We start from the raw sequence: 19,961 nt of genomic DNA, 5'->3' as shown, positions 1-19,961 counted from the left end.
CGGACGGAGTTCGTCCGACAGACTCCCAGAGCAACACGCGGGCGCTACTCCTTGCCCTGCTGCTTCGCCTTGAGCCAGCGCGGCGCGCCTTTGCTCTTGCGGTCCCGCTCGCGCTCCGCCTTGCGAGCGGCCGGGCCCGCGGCCTTGCCGTCGGCGGCCGCGGGTCGCTCGCCGCGGATGCCCGGCTGCGCGGCGCTAATGCGCGGCGCGCCCGCAGGCGCAGCGCCTTCCCGCGCGCCTGCGGCTTTGCCGCGCGCGGTTGCTGCGCCGCCCGCCGGGCGCGCGGCCTGCCTGCGGCTGCGCATGGCAGCCTCGCTGCGGTCCAGGGCCGGGTCGACGATCCGGCCCTCGTACATCGCCTTCGGCACGATATCGATGCCGAGCTGCTTTTCAAACTTGCCGAGGATGAACTGCTCCTTCGGCGTCACGATCGAAATGGCCGTTCCCTTGCGGCCCATCCGGCCTGTCCGGCCGACCCGGTGCAGGTAATACTCCGCATTGGTCGCCGGGTCCAGATGGAAGACGTGCGTGACGCCTTCGATGTCAAGGCCCCGCGCCGCGATGTCCGTAGCAAGCAGCAGCTGAAACTTGCGGTCGCGAAAAGCGTGCATCGTTTTCGCACGTTCCTGTTTGCTTGCTTCGCCGTACAAAGCTTCGATCGAAAGCCCGACATACTGCAGCTTCTGCACCACTTCGGCGATATCGGCAGTCGCGTTGACAAAAACGATCGCTGAAGGCGGATTAATGAGCCGCACCAGCCTGTGGAGCGTATCGATTTTGTCCCTTTCCTCGCATACGAAATAAAGATGCTCCAGCGTTTCCGCCGTGCGCTGCCCCGGATTTATTTTGAGAACGGCCGGTTCCTTCATCCACTTGCCGGCGGCGTCCATGATGCTGTCCGGTATCGTCGCCGATACGAATACGGTTTGGTTCGTCCGCAGCATCCCTTTCAAAATCGCTTCCACTTCGTTCATCGCGCCCAATTCGAATACTTGGTCCACTTCGTCGACAATGGCCAGCTGCACATGGTGCAAGCTCAGCTTGCGCATTTTGACAAGCTCAAGAATACGCCCGGGCGTACCTACCGCAATGTGCGGATGAAGCTTCAGCTTCTCCACTTGCCGGGCTAACGCGGCTCCGCCGATCAACGACTGCGAGCGGATCGGTTCCCCGTCGGTCAGCTTCTCGATCCACTGGACGATCTGCATGCCAAGCTCGCGGGTCGGCACGACAACGAGCACCTGCAGCTGCTTGACCCGGACATCGATCCGCTGAAGCGCCGGCAGCAAATAAGCCAGCGTTTTGCCTGTGCCGGTCTGCGACTGGATGATCGCATCTTTTCCTTGCGAGAGCACGGGGATCGCTTCCTCCTGGATCGAAGTCGGCTGTTTGATCCCCATCTCCGCCAATTTATGTACGTAAGATTGCCCGATTTGCAGGCCATCAAAGCTTGTAGTCACATCAATTCCTCATTTCCTTCACCTTTTCACCAATTATAAGCGACCCTTCAAACGGATACAAATGAGATAAACTTCTATCGAGGTCTTTTCGAAGATGTGAGGACCGCGTTCAGAGGTAGGTTTATTCGCCAATAAGAATGCTGTTCTACGCCCTTTAGCGCTGTAAAGAACTTTAAACATTCTTATGTGGTTTAAAAAAAGTGCGCGCTCAAGCCGGCCGGGCTCCCGGGCTTTTACTCGTTCGGAGTGCCCCAGTCTTCGGCCAGCTTTTGCCGGATAGCTTCCCTCGCCCTGAATAACCGCTGGCGGACAACGCCTTCGGTTACGCCAAGCTCCTCAGCCATATCCTTGTACGACAAGTTATGTATCCATTTCATCGCAATAATTTGCCTATAGGAAGGACTCAGTTGATTGATGTACGTAATAATCGCTTCCCTCATAAATCTCAGCTCGACTTCCTTCTCGAGCGGAACGGTCGGTTCGGCTCCCGGAGCCGCTTCCTTGCCGGCAATGATGAGTTCGGCCTCAAGCTCCTCGCGATTGCGCTTATGCCTTTTCACATGGTTAAGCGTCACGTTGCGGGCCAGCTTCCTCAGCCAGCTCTCGTACTTATCCCGCTCTTTCAAGGTCGGCGATTTGCGCACAGCCCGTAAAAAAGATTCCTGGATAATGTCTTCAACGCTTGAATGATCGCGCATAATAAAATAAATCATCGGATAGACCAGCATATAAAATTCTTGATAGACTTGCTCCTGTATGCCCTTATCCAAAGTATAAAAATCACTAGTGAAAATCAGCTTCAAATACTTCGACATAAAAGCCTCCCAGCATGACCCGACCCTCGACATCCTCTCTTCCTATTTATATTAGGGCATAAACAGATAGTAAACAATATTAAACATAAAAAAAGTGGAATATACTTCCTTTTGTTGCATTGTTGTCAAAGATTTAGGGCTCATTTCGCGGCCTCCGCCTCCGCCAGCTTCTTATTCAGCCAGGCAAATACCGCATGCAGCGCCTGCTCCTCGCGGTCCCGCGGAAAGCGGTGCTCCAGTCCGTCGTAAAGCTCCATCGTATATGTTTTGCCTGCCTGCTCAAGGGCTGTCGCGAGTTTTCTCGCCTGGTCCACGCTAACCTGCTTGTCTTCGGTGCCGTGCAAAATAAAAACGGGCGTCCGCACCTGCTCCGTCCAATGAACGGGCGAGCGCTCCCGGTATGCTTCCGGGTTCTTGACCGGATGCCCGACCACCCGTTTCAGCATTCTGCGCAAATCCACCCGCTCCTCATACGTTTGAAACAAGTCGCTCACGCCTCCCCATACGACGACCGGTCCGACGCCGTCGCATTCTTTGGCCGCCCGCAGCGCCATCAACGCGCCTCTGGAAAAACCGATCAAAGGCACGGGCCCCGGCTTTATTTCAGCCAAGGATTGCACTAGGGGGATGGCATGAAACAGGTCAAACCGGTCTTCGCCGCCGAAATCCTCCCGCCCTTCCCCTCCTTCATTCCCTCTATAAAAAGGGGCGAAAACGACGTACCCCCGCTGCGCCATGGAAACGATTCTTCTTTTGCGGACCATGCCGACCCGTCTGATGCCGCCGCGGCAATAAATAACAGCCGGTCTGGGCTCCTCGCCTTCCGGCACGGCCAAATAGCCCTTGACTTTGAGCCCTTGGCTGCCGTACGTAATCAAGTACAGCTTCACTTGTTTGGCATGACAGCGAAGCTCCTGCCTCTCCAGCAGTTGGCCGTCGCGAACCGCGGTTTCCGATATGGACATGATGGCCCTCCTATTTTTGACAGTAGTGCGGGGTTGCGCTAGACTTAAACTGAATCGATCTTTATATTTATCATCCACCGAAAGGCTAAAACGTATGAATACACAATTGGAAAAGGAATTTGACGCATTGATGGAAAAAGCGGCCGAGCTCCTGACAGGCGATACGTCCCCGGAAATGATCGCCAAAATAAAAATTTGGGCGATGTACAGCCACATCCACAAATCGCTTCCGGCGCTGACCTCGCACTGGAACCAAACCCACCCGGAAAGCAAGGCGGCGATGCGCGGCATTTTCGAGGAGATTCGCAGCCTGAACCAGGCGCTGAAAGCAGCCGGCCCGAACGGCGAGGGTTCAAAATAGGGACGCATCCGGTCGCTTCAAGGGCTTGGCAGCGGGCAAATCTGGAGCACGTCTATTTTTTGTTCAGCAGCGAGGCTGAAATTTTGTCGAACGCGCGGGGGAACAGGTTGAACAGCTTGACGCCGACTCCCGCGACGAACGGCAAATTTTTTTCCGGTATGTTTTTCTCGATGGCGCGGATCAGCTCGTGCACGACTTTTTCCGGCTTCAGCATGAACCAGGACACATTTTTTACATAATTGCCGGTCGGATCGGCTCTGTCAAAAAATGGCGTAGCGATAGGGCCGGGATTGATCGTCGTCAGCGATACGCCGCTGCCTGCCAGCTCCTGGCGAAGGCTGTTGGAAAAGCCGATCACCGCATGCTTCGTCGCCGAATAGCCGGTGGATTTGGCCGTGCCGACTTTGCCCGCCATCGATGCGATATTTACAATATGGCCCGAGCGCGCCTGCAGCATATGAGGCAAAACAGCCTTGGTACAGCGCACGATGCCCAAATAATTCACGTTCATCATGTCTTCGAAATGCTCCAACGGCGCGTCCGCAAACGTCTCGAAAAGGCCGTATCCCGCGTTGTTGATCAATATATCAATCCGCCCGAACTTGCCCATGATGTCCCGGACCGTTTCGTTCACTTGCTGCGTATCCGTCACATCGAGCGGGTAGACCGCGCTCTCCCCCGGCAGGCCGGCGGCAATCCGTTCGAGTTTGTCCCTGCTTCGGGCCGTCAGAACCGGGATAGCTCCTTTGGCGGAAAACTGCTGCGCCATGACCTCGCCGATCCCGCTGGACGCTCCGGTAATAAGAACGATTTTGTTCGCAATGTTCAAAGGCGCTTGCTCCTTATTTGTAAAATAATAAAAAAATGGAGAACCGCGGCATGCAGCACTCCATTTCATTGTATCATATGTTCCTGCAAAACTGCTTGCCGTTCCTTATGTAATGAGGACTTGAATATCCAGCTCGCCGATGCTCTCCATGATAAGAGGAATCGTTAACGCTTTTTTGGGCACAAAGCCTGCTGCGGTTACGGATTGAATGAGCTTCGGCGGGGTAATGTCGACGCGAACTCCCTGGTTGAACAGCATCGTGCTGGCGTTGCCGCTGATCATATTGCCCAGCTCCGATATGGCGCTCTTGCCCATTTCGTCCATTTCGGTAATGACGAACCCGCCCATCATGGCGGAAACCATCTTGAGCGCGACTTCTTCGGCAATCCCGAATACGATGTCGCCCTCCATTTGCCCGGTCATACCGATCTGAATCCAAATGTAATTTTCCACAAATTTGACGTCTTTGACGCCGAGCTGCCCTGTTGTAGGACGAATGTTGGCAACTTGCTCGATGACGATTCTAGCCGATTCTAAAAAGGGGGTAATATACTCAGCCTTCATCTGCTCCGGTCTCCTTCGTGAACATGATCCCTCGACGTTTTTCTACATTATACCTAAATTTTTAGGACAAGTATACTGCTTTTGTTCACAAAATAGTGCAAATTGCTTACGACCGCATGCCGACCATTTTCCCGGAGCCGTTCATCGCTTTCCGCTTGCTCAACGGCCTGAAGCCTGGCCGGAGGCCAGGCTCGTGCGTTCTTTCGCCAATTTCGGTGCGCCGTGCATCCGTTCCGCCCGTCCCGGTTTCACTCGCTATCAAGCGCAGCGTATGGGACGGGACGGTCCCGATCCTACGGTTATACCGGTCCGATTTTGGGCCAGGCCAGTTCGATCCCTCTGGCTGTCAGCAGCGACTGCAGCCCTTCCAGCTTCGTTTTGTCACTGCGGACTTGACTGGGCGTATAGCCGTTATCCAGGCAGTAGGCAGCCGTATATCCGGCCGATTCGCCTATATTCCACTCCACGGGATGAAGCCTGTAGCATCCGTTCGTAATATGCGTCGTGCCGATGTTTTTGCATGCGGCTAGCAAATTGTTCACCCTTCTAGGAATGAGACTGCCGAGCGGAATTTGGAACGGGACGGACGAAATATCGAGGAAGTTGCGTCCGCTCATGCTCGGATGCAGATCGATCCGGTAGCAGCCGATCCCGACGCTGTCGTCGAACGGCACGGCGCCAAGCTCGCCGCGAACCGCCGTGCTCACGTGCTGCTCCAGCACCGTGAACTCCGCTTTAATCCGCCGCGATTCGCGGATGTACGGAGCCTGCGCCATCCCGTCTTCGGTGCCGACCACATCGGGACGCAGCCTCAATCCGGGATAACCGGCTTTGCCGTCCGGACGCGGCGCTTCGGTCTGCAGCCAGTACAGCAGCGAATAGCTGAGCTGCTTCGCTTCCTCAAGATGCTTCTTTTTCTTCTCCTTCGAAACGTCATAGATGTTGCCCAGGAAGTAATCGTTCTGCGCCCAGTTCACCAAAGTGATATCCGACAGGTAAGTTCCCGGAACAAAATTGTTTTTATCCGTTATTCGGCGGTAGATGAACAGCGGGTATTTGTCCGTGCCCGGGAATAACGTTTCCTCCGTCGGCTCCAAGGTTTTAGGATCGGGCGATACCCAGTTAAGCTGAGGGTTCGGCCAAAAGTCGGCCCGGAACGATCGCCAGAAGTTATAGTCCTTGGGCTTGTCAATCGTATGGTTCTCGCCTTCGAAATAATCCATCGCAAAGCAATAGGTAAACGCTTGAATATCGTGCGGATCGGCCTCTCCGTCCAGTGCGTGAGGTTCTCCCGTCTGGCTTTTGGACTCCGCTCCCGTGACATATTCCACTCCGGCAAGCGGAAGCACATCTCCGCATTCCGTCGCATCGAGGAAATACGAGGCGTGGATCGTCAACTTGTCGCCGCAATCGTTTTTGACAGTGACCGCTCGGATTTGATCGGAATCGGTTTCGGCTTTGACGATTTTAGAGCGGGTTTGAATGGTTAGCAAACCGCTGTTCATATAAGGAATTAACATCAGCTGCAACACCGCCAGCATGACGCGGGGCTCGGCGCAAAGCCGGCTCACCCCTCCGTTGCCGGGGTTCAGATACACGGCCGAACGGCCATAATCGGATAGCGGAAAATATTGTCGATAATAGCTCCTCACATGTTCCCGGAACAAGCGATAGCTTCGGGTGCACCCGAACTGCTCGATCCACTTATGCTCATCGGGCGGCACGGCCTGGCTCGTCAACTGACCGCCGATCCAATTGTATTCCTCTGTCAGACATACTCTCTTCCCCATGCTGCAAGCGGCCAGAGCCGCCGCACAGCCGCCTACGCCACCGCCAATAACCGCTATGTCCGCATGTATTTCACTGTGCATCTCAAAATCCTCCTTATCCCATTTATGGTTATTTTCACCTCATTTTACTAGACGCTAGAGGTTCGTTGAAAGTTGCGAAAAGGCTGAAATTCAAAACGCACCGGGCGAGCGGCCGACAAGGTGCAAGCTTCAGAAAATGTTGGCAAAATGTATGATTTTCTGTCGAATCCTGATACAATTATGGTAGAAAATCCCTCAAGGAGATGAGAGTCTATGACCGCTAACCAGAATGGGCCGAATCAGCATTGGACTTTATTCCGAATAGCTCTCGTATATCATCTGGCCGCTTTTTTCCTTCTGCTTGTAGACTTGTTTTTCCTGCATCGCATCCCCTATTTGCAGGATTTCCGCTTTGCGGGAATCGCCATTGACATATTTTTCATATGCCTGATCGCCGGTCTCGCGTATTATTGTCTCATGCATTTGAAGTCGGAAGACCGCATCATGAAAGAACAAGCCCAGAGGTACAAGTCCCTGTACGACAACCACCCCGATTCGATCATTTCCTTTAGCCTGGACGGCGAAGTGCTCTCCGTCAATCACGGACTCGAAAGCTTGATCGGCCATGATACCGGCAGTGCGCGCCGCACCTCCTTCATTCCTATGATCAACCCGCCGGATCTGCTCAAGGCGCTGCATCACTTTCAAGTAGCTTCCGCCGGAATGCCCCAGCATTTCGAAGCCGCTTTTATCCATCAAAAGGGATATCCGGTCCAGTCGAACGTCACGTTCGTTCCTACCAAGGTGGACGGCAAGATCACAGGGGTTTACGCGATTCTTAAAGATTTGACGGAAGTCAAGGAACAGAAAAAAGAAATCGACAAGCTGCACCGGCAAAACCAGCTCATTCTGAACTCCGTCTCGGAAGGCATTTACGGTGTCGATACGGGCGGGCGAACGATATTTTGGAATAAAGCCGCAGAAGCGATGACAGGCTGGAGAGTCGATGAAATGCTCGGGCGCAAAATCCAGAACGTAATGCGGCCCAGGCCCTCCTCCGACAATACCTCCGGTTCGGACGAGGAATCTTCTTTGCTCTGCTCGCTTTTGAATCAGGAGGTCAGCGTAGTGAAGGAGGAGCAGTTCTGGCGCAAGGACGGGTCGGGTTTCCCTGTCGAATATATGTGCAGTCCGATTCTCGAAGGGGACGGGCAGCTGCTTGGGACGGTCATAACATTTAAAGACGTTACCGAGCAAAAGAAAACCGAGGAGCTTCTTTTCAAATCCGACAAGCTCTCGGCGGTCGGACAGCTGGCCGCAGGCGTCGCGCACGAAATCCGCAACCCGCTCACGGCATTGAAGGGCTTTTTGCAGCTGATGAAAACGGACAACCCCAAGGAAAAATATTACATTGAAATTATGCAAAAAGAGCTGCAGCGCATCGAATTTATCGTCAACGAATTTCTTTTTGTTTCCAAGCCTCAAGCGATCCAATTCGAAGCCCGCGGCCTCGATTCCATCGTGCTGAGCACGATCGAACTGCTGCAGCCGCAGGCGCTGCTCAATAATATTCAGATTGAAGCGGACCTGTCGTCCGGCTTGCCGCTCGTTTCGTGCGACGAGCATCAGTTGAAGCAGGTGTTCATCAATATTTTAAAAAATGCGCTCGAAGCGATGTCGCTTGGGGGCACGATGCGCATACAGGCGTTTCCGGCGGATGACCGCAAAACGCTGTGCATCCGTTTTATCGACCACGGCTGCGGCATTGCTCCGGAACGGCTGCCCAAGCTGGGGGAACCTTTTTACAGCACGAAAGAAAAAGGGACCGGGCTCGGGCTCATGGTTTGCTATCGCATTATCGAGGCGCATGGAGGTACAATGAAAATACGCAGCAAGCTTGGGGAAGGAACGACGGTGGAAATCACCCTGCCTTCCATGCAAGACGATGCATTTCCGGCGCAGGCAAGCGTCGGCTGACGGAAGGGAGCGCATTTGCAGCATGAACGGATTTTTGATCGATTTGGACGGAACTTTATACCGGGGGCATGAGCCGATTCCTCATGCTCAAGCTTTTATCGGGCTGCTTCAAAGCAAAGGACTGCCTTATTTGCTAGTCACGAACAATTCCTCCCGCACGCCGCAGCAGGTGGCCGACCATTTGCGGGAGTTCGGCATCGAAGTGCCGGCGGAAGCCGTCTACACGTCCTCGCAGGCGGCGGCGCAGTATATGGCGGAGCGCCGGGCCGGGCGGCGCGTCCATATGATCGGCGAAACCGGGCTGCGCACAGCCCTGGAGGCGGCCGGCTTCATCCTGGACGCGGAGACGCCGGACTACGTCGTCCAGGGCATTGACCGCAGCTTCAGCTACGCGAAGCTGACGGAAGCGGTACGCCACCTGAGCAGAGGCGCGGCGTACGTATTGACCAATCCCGACCACCTGCTGCCGTCGGACGGAGGGTTGATGCCCGGCGCCGGCTCGCTGGCGGCGGCGATTCGCACCGCGTCCGGCGCGGAGCCGACCGTGATCGGCAAGCCTTCGCCGATCATTATGGCGTACGCCATCGCGCGGTTGGGGCTGCCGGCAGGCGACGTGTGGGTCATCGGCGACAATGCGGCGACCGACATCCGTGGCGGAGCGGTGGCCGGATGCCGCACGGCTCTCGTGCTGACCGGCGTCGCCAACGCCGGCAACGTGCAGGAGCAGCTGGCGCTGGCGGGCGTCACGCCGGACCTCGTCTGCGAAGATCTGCGCGCCTTCGNGCGGTGGCCGGATGCCGCACGGCTCTCGTGCTGACCGGCGTCGCCAACGCCGGCAACGTGCAGGAGCAGCTGGCGCTGGCGGGCGTCACGCCGGACCTCGTCTGCGAAGATCTGCGCGCCTTCGCGCTGAGCGTTATCGCCGGCAGTGCGGAGGCAGATTTTGCTGCGGGACCATCCGGCGGAAGCTCCGCGATAGCACGCGATTGAATCGCGCACCGGGGCTTCCCGCGCGGTCATTGCAGGCCCGGGCGCGCCCGGCGAGACAGCGTTCGGCCGCTCCCTGCGCGGTGCGGGGAACGGCCGAACGGCTCGCTGGCTGGAGCCGGCGCATTGACAGCAACGCTGCTTGCAGAAGTCAGACTGTCCGGGAAAGACACGATGCTCTGTTGTTAGGGCAGCTCTCAGTGGGGCGCCCTAATTGGGGGCCAGCCATCTTAAAGCGGCATGGCGAGCTGAAAACCTGCAAAAGTGCAGGCTTTTTTGCGGGAAGCAGTTTGTTTGGCGGAAAAGCCTGCGATTGTGCAGGAATTTTCCATTAAAATGAGCCTAAGCTCATGTTTGAGCTGAAAAACCTGCACTTTTGCAGGAATATCTCGTTACCAGCGAATCAACGAGCAAAAAACTGCACTTTTGCAGGTTTTATGGACCGGTATGCTGCTTTTTGCGGGTTGCCTTCTGCCAGGGCAGGGGTTTGCAGACCGGCATGCTGCTTTTTGCGGGTTGCCTTCTGCCAGGGCAGGGGTTTGCAGACCGGCATGCTGCTTTTTGCGGGTTGCCTTCTGCCAGGGCAGGGGTTGCAGACCGGCATGCTACTTTTTGCAGGGTTGCCATCTGCCGGGGCAAGGTTTGGCAGACCGGCATGCTGCTTTTTGCAGGGTTGCCATCTGTCAAGGCAGGGGTTGCAGACGGGCATGCTGCTTTTTGCAGGTTGCCTTCTGCCAGGGCGGGGTTTGCGAACCGGCGAGCTACTTTTTGCATGGCCGCCATCTGTCGGAGCAGGTTTTGCGGACCGGCAAGCTGCTTTTTGCGGGTTGCCATCCATCTGCCAGCCCGCTTGGCGAATGGCTGCGCAGGCTCTGCCAGCGCTGATCCAAGCGCGTTCGCACAGTGGTCGGCCGACCGCCGTCATGCAGTGCAGCAACGCATACTGGAAGCTGCGCGGGGGTACGGGAACACGAAAGGACCTCAAATTCCACTGCCAAGTGGAGAATGAGGTCCTTTCTTTAAGTTAGGACGGCCCAGTTTGGGCCCGTTCAATCGATCGTTTCCCACTCTATATTCAGCGGGCTTCCTATTTCCTGCAAGCGGCCTGCCTTCGCGTCGGCCTGCAGCCGCTGCAGCCATTTCAGCTCGGTCTGGGCCCGACTGTAGCCGCCAATCATCATATGCAGTACGACGCGCGGAACGATGGAAATGTGCTCCTCATACAAGCTTTTCATCTTCAGCATGAGCGCTTTTTGATCCAATATTTTGTACTCCAAAATTTCGGCGATTTTATCCTGATTGCCATAGACGGAAAAAGGCAGAGCGATATACAGCGGATGGTCGAAACGAATCTCCTCGTGGAACTGCTCCAGCAGCAGCTTTTGAAAAAAACTTTTCCCCGACTCGGTGATCCGGTAGATCGTCTTTTCGGGACGATTCGTATCCCGCACTACTTTCAGAGCCTCGACATGCCTGTCCTTCTTGAGCTGGTCGATGGCATAGTACAGCGATCCGTCCTGCAGCTTCATATAATTGTTCATGCCTCTTTCTTTCATCGTCTGCCTGATTTCGTAAGGGTGGCGGTCCTTCTCCATCAGCAAACCGAGAATGACAAGCTTTATCGACATGGCAATCACCTCCTAGTGGCCGGAAGGCACGCTGCCTTTAACCGGAGCTTTGCCCACTTCAAGTTTGGCGCTGCCCATTAGCAAAATAAAAATAAGCCCGAGCACAGCCAAAATGATCGTAATTTGGAACACGGTCGCGATAGAATCGGCAAGCGCGGCAAGCAATTTGTGCAAAACGTCCGGAGGAATTTGCGATCTCACCTGCGGCTGCAGCAGCGCTCTGGCATCGTGGAATTGATCGGCCATGGCCGGATTCGGCACGGCTGCCTTGATTTTTTCCGTTAGCGAATTCACCTGCACGCTTCCGAACACCGCTACCCCGATGGCCGAACCGACCGAGCGGAAAAAACCGACCAGCGATGTGACGGAGCCCCGGCGGCGGAAGTCGATTTTGTGCAGAGCGGACATCGATATGACCGGAAAATTGGCGCCCAGCCCAAGTCCGAGCAGCACCATATAAATCGTCAGCGTCCAGCGCTTGGATTCGATGGAAATCCCGCCCAAAAGCGACGTGGCGACGATGACTACGGCGATGGAAACCAGCAGGACGTTGCGGTATGAAAAGTTGCCGATAAAGCGGCCGCCCAAGGCGCTGCTGGCGACAACTCCCAGCATCATCGGCGTCAATACGGAGCCTGAGCTTGTAGCCGAGCCTTCAAAGACGCCTTGGATGAAAATCGGAATATAAGTGCCTGCGGAGATCAGAATAGCCCCGTAAGCAAAGCTGGCTCCCATACTGGAGGTGAACAGCCGGTTTTTAAACAAATCGAGCGGCACAATCGGCTCCGAAGCGGCTTTTTCCACCGCGATAAACAGTAATAGTAAAACGGCAAAGCCTGCAAAAAGGCTTACGATTTGCCAGGAGCCCCAAGCGTATTCTTTGCCGCCGAGTTCCAGAGCGAACATCAGCGAAAGTATGGCCGCGGTCAGCAAAATAGTGCCGCCCCAATCGATTTTCGGCTTGCTGTGTTCCACCGACTCGTGGTACGAGAAAATAATGAGCAGCAGCGAAATAACGCCAAGCGGCAAATTGATATAAAAGATCCACTGCCACGTCACATAGTCCGTAAAATAAGCGCCTATGACAGGCCCCAGCACGCTGGAGATGCCGAATACGGCTCCGAACAGCCCCTGCATTTTCCCGCGCTTCTCGGGCGGAAAAATATCGAAAATAATCGCAAACGCGATCGGCATCAGCGCCCCGCCGCCGATTCCCTGAATGGCGCGATATACGATCAATTGAGTCATCGAAGCGGAAGTTCCACAAAGCGCGGAGCCGATCATAAACACGACGATTCCGATGAGGAAAAACAATTTGCGCCCGTACATATCGGACAATTTGCCAAAGATCGGCATGGCTGCTACGTTGGCGATCAAATAGGCTGAAAATACCCATACGAATTGCTCGAAGCCGCCCAGCTTCGAAACGATGGTAGGCATGGCCGTTGAAACGATCGTCTGGTCGAGGGAAGCCAACAACAGTCCCAGCAGCAGCCCCACGACGACCCAGGTAGTATTCGACTTGCGTTCTGACATGCTTACAGCTCCTTCTTTACCACATAAGAATGATTAAGTTCTTTACAGCGCTAAAGCGCGTAGAACAGCATTCTTATTGGCGAATAAACCTACCTCTGAACGCGGTCGCTCATCTTCGAAAAGACCTCGGTAGAGGTTTATCTCATGTACGTCATTCTATACATAAATTATTATATTCAAATTTGAGTATTTTGCAATGAAAATTACCCCCTCTTAGCATTGTCCCATTTCCCAATATTCCCCTATCCCATACAGAAGCATTGCCGACACATCGCTCATGACTTATAATGAGGTTAGAAAAGGTTTTTATTCCCTTTACAATTTCGATAAATTTTATTTGTATCCTAACATGAAGAAGGAGGTGTGCGCATGAATATGAACCAGTTGGAAACGCTGCTCACTATCTCCAAAACGATGAGCTTTCGGAAAGCCGGAGAAATTCTTAACTTGACGCAACCTGCCGTATCCGCACAGATCAAAAGCCTTGAAGATGAATTTGGCACCGTGTTGATCGATCGCAACCAGCCTGTAACCTTGACCGACAGCGGCAAACTGTTCCTTGAACACGCCGAAAAAATATTGCGGATCGCAGGCGACCTGAAGCAGCGCTTGGCCGACCTCAACCAGACCCCTCAAGGCCATATTCATATCGGCACAACGACTTCGATCGCCATGCAAATTCTTCCCCGGGTGCTGTCTTACTTCCAAGATCAGTTTCCGCTCATCAAAACGACGATTCATTCCACGACTTCTTCGCAAATTATGAACAGCGTGGAAAATGGTCAGATTGATATCGGGATCACTTATTTGTTTGAAAAAAATCAGTCTTTGGAGACGTCCGTGCTTTACTATGACACGTTCGAACTGATCGTTTCTTCCCAGCACCCGCTCAGCCGTTTCTCTCATTTATCGATCGAAAAGCTGCGCAACATTCCGTTTATCATGCTTTCGCCGGAAACGGCCGGACGCCGGTTTGTCGATCAGGTTTTCAAATCGTACGACGTTTCTCCCCATATTGTAATGGAGCTGTCCAGCAGCGAGGAAGTGAAACGAATGGTCGAATTGAACCTCGGCGTCGCGATCATCTCCAAGCTTTCGGTCACCGACGAGCTTCGCCACGGCACATTGAAAATGCTCAAGGTCAATGAACTGGATATTACGCACCCCGTAGGTGTAGTATATAAATCAGGTCGTTATTTAAGCTCTGCCATGCAGCAGTTTTTACGGGATTTGAAAGGCATGCCGGAAACGCAGTTTCTCGGCTCGGAATAAGGATTACGCTTATGAGGAGGGGGAGCCCCATGAAATTTGATCTACATACGCACCACGATCGCTGCGGTCATGCGCAGGGTGAAATTCGGGATTATATTGAAGCGGCTATCGCAGGAGGTTTGTCGGTGATTGGAATTTCCGACCATTCTCCCTATTTCGGCAGTCCGGAAGATCATGCACAGCCGCAAATCGCTATGGCCAAAAGCGAATTCCCCCGCTATATCGAGGAAGTGCTGCAGCTGAAACAGGAATATGCCGGACGAATCGATGTCCTGCTCGGCGTGGAATCGGACTTCTTTTCCGAACATGCCGAAACGTACAAGAAGGAATATGCGAAATATCCGTTCGATTACATTATCGGATCCGTGCATTTGTCCGGCGGGGTGAGCATCTTCAACCGCAACCGCTGGAAAGGATTGAACGAACAGAAGAAAATCGAGCACAAAGAGGAATACTACCGCCTCATTCAGGAATCCGCCCGCGCCGGAATGTTCCACATTCTCGGACATATCGATGCGATGAAGGGATTCTATCCCGCTTTTTCCGACATTGCGACGCCTAAAGTCAATGAAACGCTGCAAGTGATCGGCGAATGCGGCGTTGCGATTGAGATCAACACGTCAGGCAAAACCAAAGACGTAGGCGGCTGGTACCCGTCCGACGAAATCCTCGAACGTGCGCTCCATTACGGCGTCGAAGTAACGTTCGGCTCCGATGCCCACATCCCGAGCCGCGTCGGCGATGAGTGGGAGCTCGTGCAAGCCAAGCTGAAGGAAATCGGCTTTAAACATTGGGTATATTTTAAAGAGCAGCAGAAGCAGGTCGTTCAGTTGTAGCCATTTGCGAAAGCATGGATGGCAAAGGCTTACCTCTGGCAAAAGCCTGCCTCGCGCTTCGCAGGCGAAAATCGCCCTCTATTGTGGTCTTTTGGGCCAGGTAGAGGGCGATTGCTATTTGCCGCATCCCGCGGGGCGGTTACGCGGCATGCGGCGTGCGGCGTGCGGCGGGGCGGCCCGGGCGCGGCAAGCCGGACGGCACTGCGGCAGGGGCCTAGCGGTACCTTAGCAAGCAGGGTCGACGCGGCCAGGGGCGTGGAGGTATCTCGGCAAGCGGCGGTTCCGCAGCAAGCTGGGTGGCCGGCCCTGCGGGCGCGAGGCTGGCTCCAAAAGCGTGCGAATCCCGCGCTTGCGTTGCTGCGCTGCATGGCGGCATTCCCCCCCATTTGGGGCAGCCCTAATCCGGTAATGCAAGTTCAGGTTGCTTGGCTGTTTTAGATGAAGACGGGCTTGTCCATTTCCAAGTATGTGCCGTGGTGGATTGAGTTGGACTTTGGTTGAGGTGAGTTATGTTAGGTGCGGTCATCGGAGATGTAATTGGATCTGTTTTTGAATGGCATAACACCAAAACTACGGACTTTAAACTATATGACAGGTTTACGAGATTTACCGATGATACTGTTTTAACAGTAGCCATAGCCGACGCTGTCCTTAGCAGGAAAAAGCATCCAGTTGAGCTTGTAGATTATTGGGCAAGCAAAAAGCTGTATGCAAATAAACTGCGGCAGTACGCAAGATGGTATCCTCATGTCGGGTATGGTCAAAAGTTTGAAGAGTGGTCTGCAAGCAACCGTTCCAAACCGTACGGAGGCTATGGAAACGGGTCGGCAATGAGGGTGAGTCCGATTGGATTTGCTTCGAGCACGCTGGAAGAAGCATTGATCGAGTCCAGGCGCTCAGCCATTGTAACCCACAATCACAGACACGGTATCATTGGCGCTCAAGCAGCGGCCTGTGCCGTATTTTTGGCGAAAAACAACAAATCGAAAAGTGAAATTCAATCGTTCATCCAACGTAGATTCAAATACAATTTGGAACAAAAGCTGGACGACATCCGGCCTCACTACTCTTTTGATCCAAGCTGTCAGGGCTCTGTCCCGCAAGCGATAATTGCTTTTTTGGAATCGGTCGACTTTGAAGATGCGATCAGAAAAGCTATATCCATCGGCGGGGACAGCGACACGATAGCGTGCATTACCGGCGGCATTGCGCATGCCTACTACAAGAAAATACCGCATGATATGATATCGGAAGTAATGCTTAAACTCGATCTCAAACTAAGACAAATAATCGGACAGTTCCATGACAAGTACAACATTCCGGTATAGCAGGAGTACAGGCTTCGCCTCTTCGGTAGCAGCTAGTGATTTTTATCGCGTATAGTTGGGGAGAAAAGATTTCAAGACGGCACTAGCGTAGACGCTTGCGAGGCGGCCGGGTGCCCGCAAAACTGCAAAAGTGCAGGCTTTTGCACCGGAAACGGTTCGTTTGGAGGAAAAGCCTGCATTTGTGCAGGAATTTCCTCTCTTGGTGGGGTTGAGATTGAATTTGGGCGAAAAAAACTGCAGATTTGCAGGAATTATTCTCGGCAAGCGCTTTTAGGTGCAAAAAGATGTACTTTTGCAGGTTTTTGCGCATGATGCCGTCCCGCGGGCGCGCTTGCGAAGCGGCCGGGTGCCCGCAAAACTGCAAAAGTGCAGGCTTTTGCGCCGGAAACGGTTCGTTTGAAGGAAAAGCCTGCATTTGTGCAGGAATTTCCGCTCTTGGTGGGGTTGAGCTTGAATTTGGGCGAAAAAAACTGCAAATTTGCAGGAATTTTTCCCGGCAAGCGGTTTTAGGTGCAAAAAGATGTACTTTTGCAGGTTTTTGCGCGCGGTGCTGTCCCGCGGCGCTTGCGAAGCGGCCGGGCGGGTTTGCCGCCCAGCAAGCGTGCAGAGCAGCTGCGCCTTCAGCCGCGGCGGCTGCTCGCATGCTGCAGCTCCGCCCTCGGTCGCGGCGGCTGCTCGCATGCTGCAGCTGCGCCTTCAGCCGCGGCGGCTGCTCGCATGCTGCAGCTCCGCCTTCAGCCGCGGCGGCTGCTCGCATGCTGCAGCTCCGCCTTCAGCCGCGGCGGCTGCTCGCATGCTGCAGCTCCGCCTTCAGCCGCGGCGGCTGCTCGCATGCTGCAGCTCCGCCTTCAGCCGCGGCGGCTGCTCGCATGCTGCAGCTCCGCCTTCAGCCGCGGCGGCTGCTCGCATGCTGCAGCTCCGCCTTCAGCCGCGGCGGCTGCTCGCATGCTGCAGCTCCGCCTTCAGCCGCGGCGGCAGCTCGCATGCTGCAGCTCCGCCCTCAGCTGCGGCGGCTGCTCGCATGCTACAGCTCCGCCCTCGGTCGCGCCGGCTGCTCGCATGCTGCGGCTCCGCCCTCGGCTGCGGCGCGCGTGCAGCCGCCGGCCAAAAAAACCGTCCGCACTTACGGACGGTTTTTACTCTTGCGGCCCGTCCGGCCTGGCGGCGGGCGCTTCGAGGAAGGACAGCTTGGCCTGCAAGCTGTCCTGCAGCACTTGCACGGCCTGCTCCGCCTTCATGGGGCGGAAAAAGTAGTACCCTTGAATCTGGCTGCAGCCGCTGGCTACAAGGAAACTTGCTTGCTCTTCGGTTTCTACGCCTTCGGCGATAATTTCCAGTTCGAAAGATCTGGCGACGGAGATGATCGCCCTGATCATCGCCTGGTCTTTGTTGTCCGAATGAACGCCGCGGACAAATGATTGATCCAGCTTGATTTTGGTCACCGGAAACCGCTTCAAGTAGCTGAGCGACGAGTACTGCGTCCCAAAATCGTCGACCGAGATAGCTACGCCCAAATTGCGCAGCTCGCGCAGCACGTCAAGCTGTTCGTCCTGCATGGCCACATTTTCGGTAATTTCCATTTCCAAATACTGCGCATCCAGGCCCGTTTCCCGTAAAATCCGGCGCACTTTATCGACCAGCTTGTCGTCATGCAGCTGACGCACCGACAGGTTGACCGAAATCGATAGCGGCCGCTCGAATATCCGGTGCCATGCTTTCATTTGCGCGCAAGCTTCCCGCAGCACCCATTCGCCGATAGGCACGATCAGGCCGGTCTCTTCGGCCAGCGGAATAAATTGCGCCGGAGATATGCCGCCTTTGGTCGTATGGTTCCAGCGGAGCAGCGCTTCCACTCCGCTGATTTCCCCTTTCAGGCAGTCCACTTGCGGCTGGTAGACGACTTCCAGCTCCCCCCGTTCCATCGCCTCCCGCAGATGGTTTCCCATCTCCAGCTTGAACAGTGAGTTCGTTTCCATCTGCCTGTTGAAAAACCGGTAGGTGCTTCCGCTCTCTTTTTTTGCCATATACATGGCGCTGTCGGCGTTTTTCAGCAGCTCTTCGCTCGTCGTGCCGCCACTCGGATATTGCGCGATGCCGATGCTCGTATTGACGAAGAACATTTTGTCGGATATGTGAAAAGGCGCTTTGAGCAATTCCAGCAGATGCTCGCTAAGACGCTGCAGCTCCTGCTCCTGATACGGCTCGGAAAACAGCATCGCGAACTCGTCACCGCCGAACCGTGCGAATGAGCGATAGGGCAGCTCTTCTTTTAAAATGCGGTTTACCAATTGCTGCAGAAGCACATCCCCCGTAAGATGGCCGTGGGAGTCATTTACGATTTTAAAGTTGTCGAGATCGAAAAACAGGATGCTGACCGAGGCATCATCCTTTTCGGCGCGTTCGATCATTTCCTTCAGGATCGACTGAAAATACGTTCTGTTCGAGAGGCCCGTCAGCACGTCATGATAAGCCAAATACGTCAGCTGCTGCTCGGATTCCTGAAGCAGGCTGGTGTACTGCTGAAGCTCCTGCTCCCCGGCCAGCAATTCCTCGTTCACGGCCGTCAAATTTTCATTGGCATGCCGCAGCTCCTGCGTACGCACCTCTACCATGCCGCTGAGCTTGCTGCGCTGCCTCGCAATGTATAAATAGAACAGCAAGCCCATCAGCAAAATGCTCAAATAAGCGGCGCGAATGAGCGTAATTTGTTCGGCGATGCGATGCGTGCCGCTTGCCTGAGGCAGCGCTCCAAGCTCCCATACATTGTCGGAAAACACGATTGTCGCAACCATCGGCTGCTTCTGAAAAATTTGGTCGTCGCCATAAAACGCAAGAAATCCGTTGCTGCGAATAGCTATTTCCATATCTCCGTTTTTCCCGCCGCCGATTCCAGCTTCCTGCAGCATGTTGTCCACGTCCAGGCCAACGGACACCAGTCCCCAAAAAACTCCGTCCCGAAAGATCGCTTCCCGCGCAATCAGACCGTTATTTCCCTGTACAAGCTTGAACGGTCCGTCCAGCGTCATTTTTTTCGTTTGCAGAGCCCGCTTGATTTGCATCTGGACGTTCTCGCGCGGATCTTTCAGCAAATTCCAATTAACAAAACTTTCATTTCCGCTCACAGGATACACATACCTGGCAATTCCATCCGGGGCGATAATTAAATTTAGGGCCGAGCTTTTCACCTCGCCGTAAAGGGAAGATAAAAAATATTGTACCTCGCTATCGTTCCTATTTTGCAAATAGCCCGATTTGACGTAAGCCTCCAGCGCCCCCATCAAGTTCACATTCCGGTCTATAGCCGACTTCAGCGCATTGGCCCGGGTGTTCAACTGCGACTGCTCGGAAATTTGCAATTCGTGCATCAAAGAAGACTGGTAGTCTTTAAGCACATTTTCGATACAAAAAATTAAAACGACGAATATGAGAATGACCGCAAAAAAATGAAATCTTTTCATCACTGCTTACCCCTGCATCTTAGTTCTGATGTACTATTTCCATTCAGCGGTGTCAAATTCCTTTGTTTTTTGTAGACTTATGCAGAAAAAAATGACAGAGGCGCGCAAGCAACTGTCATACAGGATGACAATCG

General features: G+C 54.3%; 17 protein-coding genes. 7 read left to right on the top strand and 10 right to left on the bottom strand.

Annotated elements, in window-relative coordinates; all coding sequences use genetic code 11:
• Positions 1-44: 44 nt before the first annotated feature.
• The 3 genes from AC0LWT_RS34430 to AC0LWT_RS34420 form a co-directional block, all read right to left on the bottom strand.
• On the bottom strand, positions 45-1,460 hold the full coding sequence (locus AC0LWT_RS34430) for a DEAD/DEAH box helicase (protein ID WP_474686117.1): 1,416 nt from the start codon (positions 1,458-1,460) through the stop codon (positions 45-47).
• Positions 1,461-1,693: 233 nt separating this feature from the next.
• Positions 1,694-2,275 carry an RNA polymerase sigma factor gene (locus AC0LWT_RS34425; protein ID WP_474686115.1) on the bottom strand — a complete coding sequence of 194 codons (582 nt, stop codon included), beginning with the start codon at positions 2,273-2,275 and terminating at the stop codon, positions 1,694-1,696.
• 140 nt (positions 2,276-2,415) lie between these two features.
• On the bottom strand, positions 2,416-3,240 hold the full coding sequence (locus AC0LWT_RS34420) for an alpha/beta hydrolase family protein (protein WP_474686113.1): 825 nt from the start codon (positions 3,238-3,240) through the stop codon (positions 2,416-2,418).
• Between the two features lie 94 nt (positions 3,241-3,334).
• Here AC0LWT_RS34420 and AC0LWT_RS34415 point away from each other — a divergent pair, with 94 nt between their 5' ends.
• A complete protein-coding gene (locus AC0LWT_RS34415; protein ID WP_474686111.1) occupies positions 3,335-3,601 on the top strand; it encodes a DUF2573 family protein in 267 nt (88 codons plus the stop codon).
• A 52-nt stretch (positions 3,602-3,653) separates the two neighbouring features.
• Here AC0LWT_RS34415 and AC0LWT_RS34410 read toward each other — a convergent pair whose 3' ends face one another.
• The 3 genes from AC0LWT_RS34410 to AC0LWT_RS34400 form a co-directional block, all read right to left on the bottom strand.
• Positions 3,654-4,430, bottom strand: a complete 777-nt coding sequence (locus AC0LWT_RS34410) for an SDR family NAD(P)-dependent oxidoreductase (protein WP_474686109.1) — start codon at positions 4,428-4,430, stop codon at positions 3,654-3,656.
• A 105-nt stretch (positions 4,431-4,535) separates the two neighbouring features.
• Positions 4,536-4,994, bottom strand: a complete 459-nt coding sequence (locus tag AC0LWT_RS34405; RefSeq protein WP_474686107.1) for a chemotaxis protein CheX — start codon at positions 4,992-4,994, stop codon at positions 4,536-4,538.
• Between the two features lie 299 nt (positions 4,995-5,293).
• Entirely contained in the window at positions 5,294-6,865 is a 1,572-nt protein-coding gene (locus AC0LWT_RS34400; RefSeq protein WP_474686105.1) for an FAD-dependent oxidoreductase, read from the bottom strand.
• A 213-nt stretch (positions 6,866-7,078) separates the two neighbouring features.
• Here AC0LWT_RS34400 and AC0LWT_RS34395 point away from each other — a divergent pair, with 213 nt between their 5' ends.
• The 3 genes from AC0LWT_RS34395 to AC0LWT_RS34385 all read left to right on the top strand — a co-directional run bounded on the left by AC0LWT_RS34395 (position 7,079) and on the right by AC0LWT_RS34385 (position 9,772).
• Positions 7,079-8,782: a PAS domain-containing sensor histidine kinase gene (locus tag AC0LWT_RS34395; RefSeq protein WP_474686103.1), complete on the top strand. Its 1,704-nt coding sequence runs from the start codon at positions 7,079-7,081 to the stop codon at positions 8,780-8,782.
• A gap of 22 nt (positions 8,783-8,804) precedes the next feature.
• Positions 8,805-9,599 carry a TIGR01457 family HAD-type hydrolase gene (locus AC0LWT_RS34390; protein ID WP_474686101.1) on the top strand — a complete coding sequence of 265 codons (795 nt, stop codon included), beginning with the start codon at positions 8,805-8,807 and terminating at the stop codon, positions 9,597-9,599.
• Complete coding sequence (locus tag AC0LWT_RS34385) at positions 9,593-9,772, top strand: hypothetical protein (RefSeq protein ID WP_474686099.1); 180 nt, start codon at positions 9,593-9,595, stop codon at positions 9,770-9,772. The genes AC0LWT_RS34390 and AC0LWT_RS34385 overlap by 7 nt, the downstream gene beginning before the upstream one ends.
• Before the next feature lie 432 nt (positions 9,773-10,204).
• Here the strand turns inward: AC0LWT_RS34385 and AC0LWT_RS34380 are convergent, their stop codons facing one another.
• The 3 genes from AC0LWT_RS34380 to AC0LWT_RS34370 all read right to left on the bottom strand — a co-directional run bounded on the left by AC0LWT_RS34380 (position 10,205) and on the right by AC0LWT_RS34370 (position 12,933).
• The gene (locus AC0LWT_RS34380) at positions 10,205-10,603 is read right to left on the bottom strand and encodes a hypothetical protein (protein ID WP_474686097.1); all 399 of its coding nucleotides are present in this window, start codon (positions 10,601-10,603) and stop codon (positions 10,205-10,207) included.
• A 215-nt stretch (positions 10,604-10,818) separates the two neighbouring features.
• Positions 10,819-11,397 (bottom strand): PadR family transcriptional regulator, encoded by a 579-nt coding sequence (locus tag AC0LWT_RS34375; protein WP_474686095.1) that lies wholly within the window; start codon positions 11,395-11,397, stop codon positions 10,819-10,821.
• Positions 11,398-11,409: 12 nt separating this feature from the next.
• Entirely contained in the window at positions 11,410-12,933 is a 1,524-nt protein-coding gene (locus tag AC0LWT_RS34370; protein ID WP_474686094.1) for an MDR family MFS transporter, read from the bottom strand.
• Between the two features lie 369 nt (positions 12,934-13,302).
• Here AC0LWT_RS34370 and AC0LWT_RS34365 point away from each other — a divergent pair, with 369 nt between their 5' ends.
• The 3 genes from AC0LWT_RS34365 to AC0LWT_RS34355 all read left to right on the top strand — a co-directional run bounded on the left by AC0LWT_RS34365 (position 13,303) and on the right by AC0LWT_RS34355 (position 16,369).
• A complete protein-coding gene (locus AC0LWT_RS34365; protein ID WP_474686092.1) occupies positions 13,303-14,205 on the top strand; it encodes a LysR family transcriptional regulator in 903 nt (300 codons plus the stop codon).
• A gap of 29 nt (positions 14,206-14,234) precedes the next feature.
• Positions 14,235-15,041 (top strand): histidinol-phosphatase, encoded by an 807-nt coding sequence (locus AC0LWT_RS34360; RefSeq protein WP_474686090.1) that lies wholly within the window; start codon positions 14,235-14,237, stop codon positions 15,039-15,041.
• A 509-nt stretch (positions 15,042-15,550) separates the two neighbouring features.
• A complete protein-coding gene (locus AC0LWT_RS34355) occupies positions 15,551-16,369 on the top strand; it encodes an ADP-ribosylglycohydrolase family protein (protein ID WP_474686088.1) in 819 nt (272 codons plus the stop codon).
• A 1,136-nt stretch (positions 16,370-17,505) separates the two neighbouring features.
• Here the strand turns inward: AC0LWT_RS34355 and AC0LWT_RS34350 are convergent.
• Positions 17,506-19,827, bottom strand: coding sequence for a bifunctional diguanylate cyclase/phosphodiesterase (locus AC0LWT_RS34350; protein ID WP_474686086.1), 2,322 nt, complete (start codon positions 19,825-19,827; stop codon positions 17,506-17,508).
• Positions 19,828-19,961 lie beyond the last annotated feature (134 nt).

The organism is Paenibacillus sp. sgz302164 (genome assembly GCF_056120505.1).
This window is presented reverse-complemented; position numbering and strand designations above follow the sequence as displayed.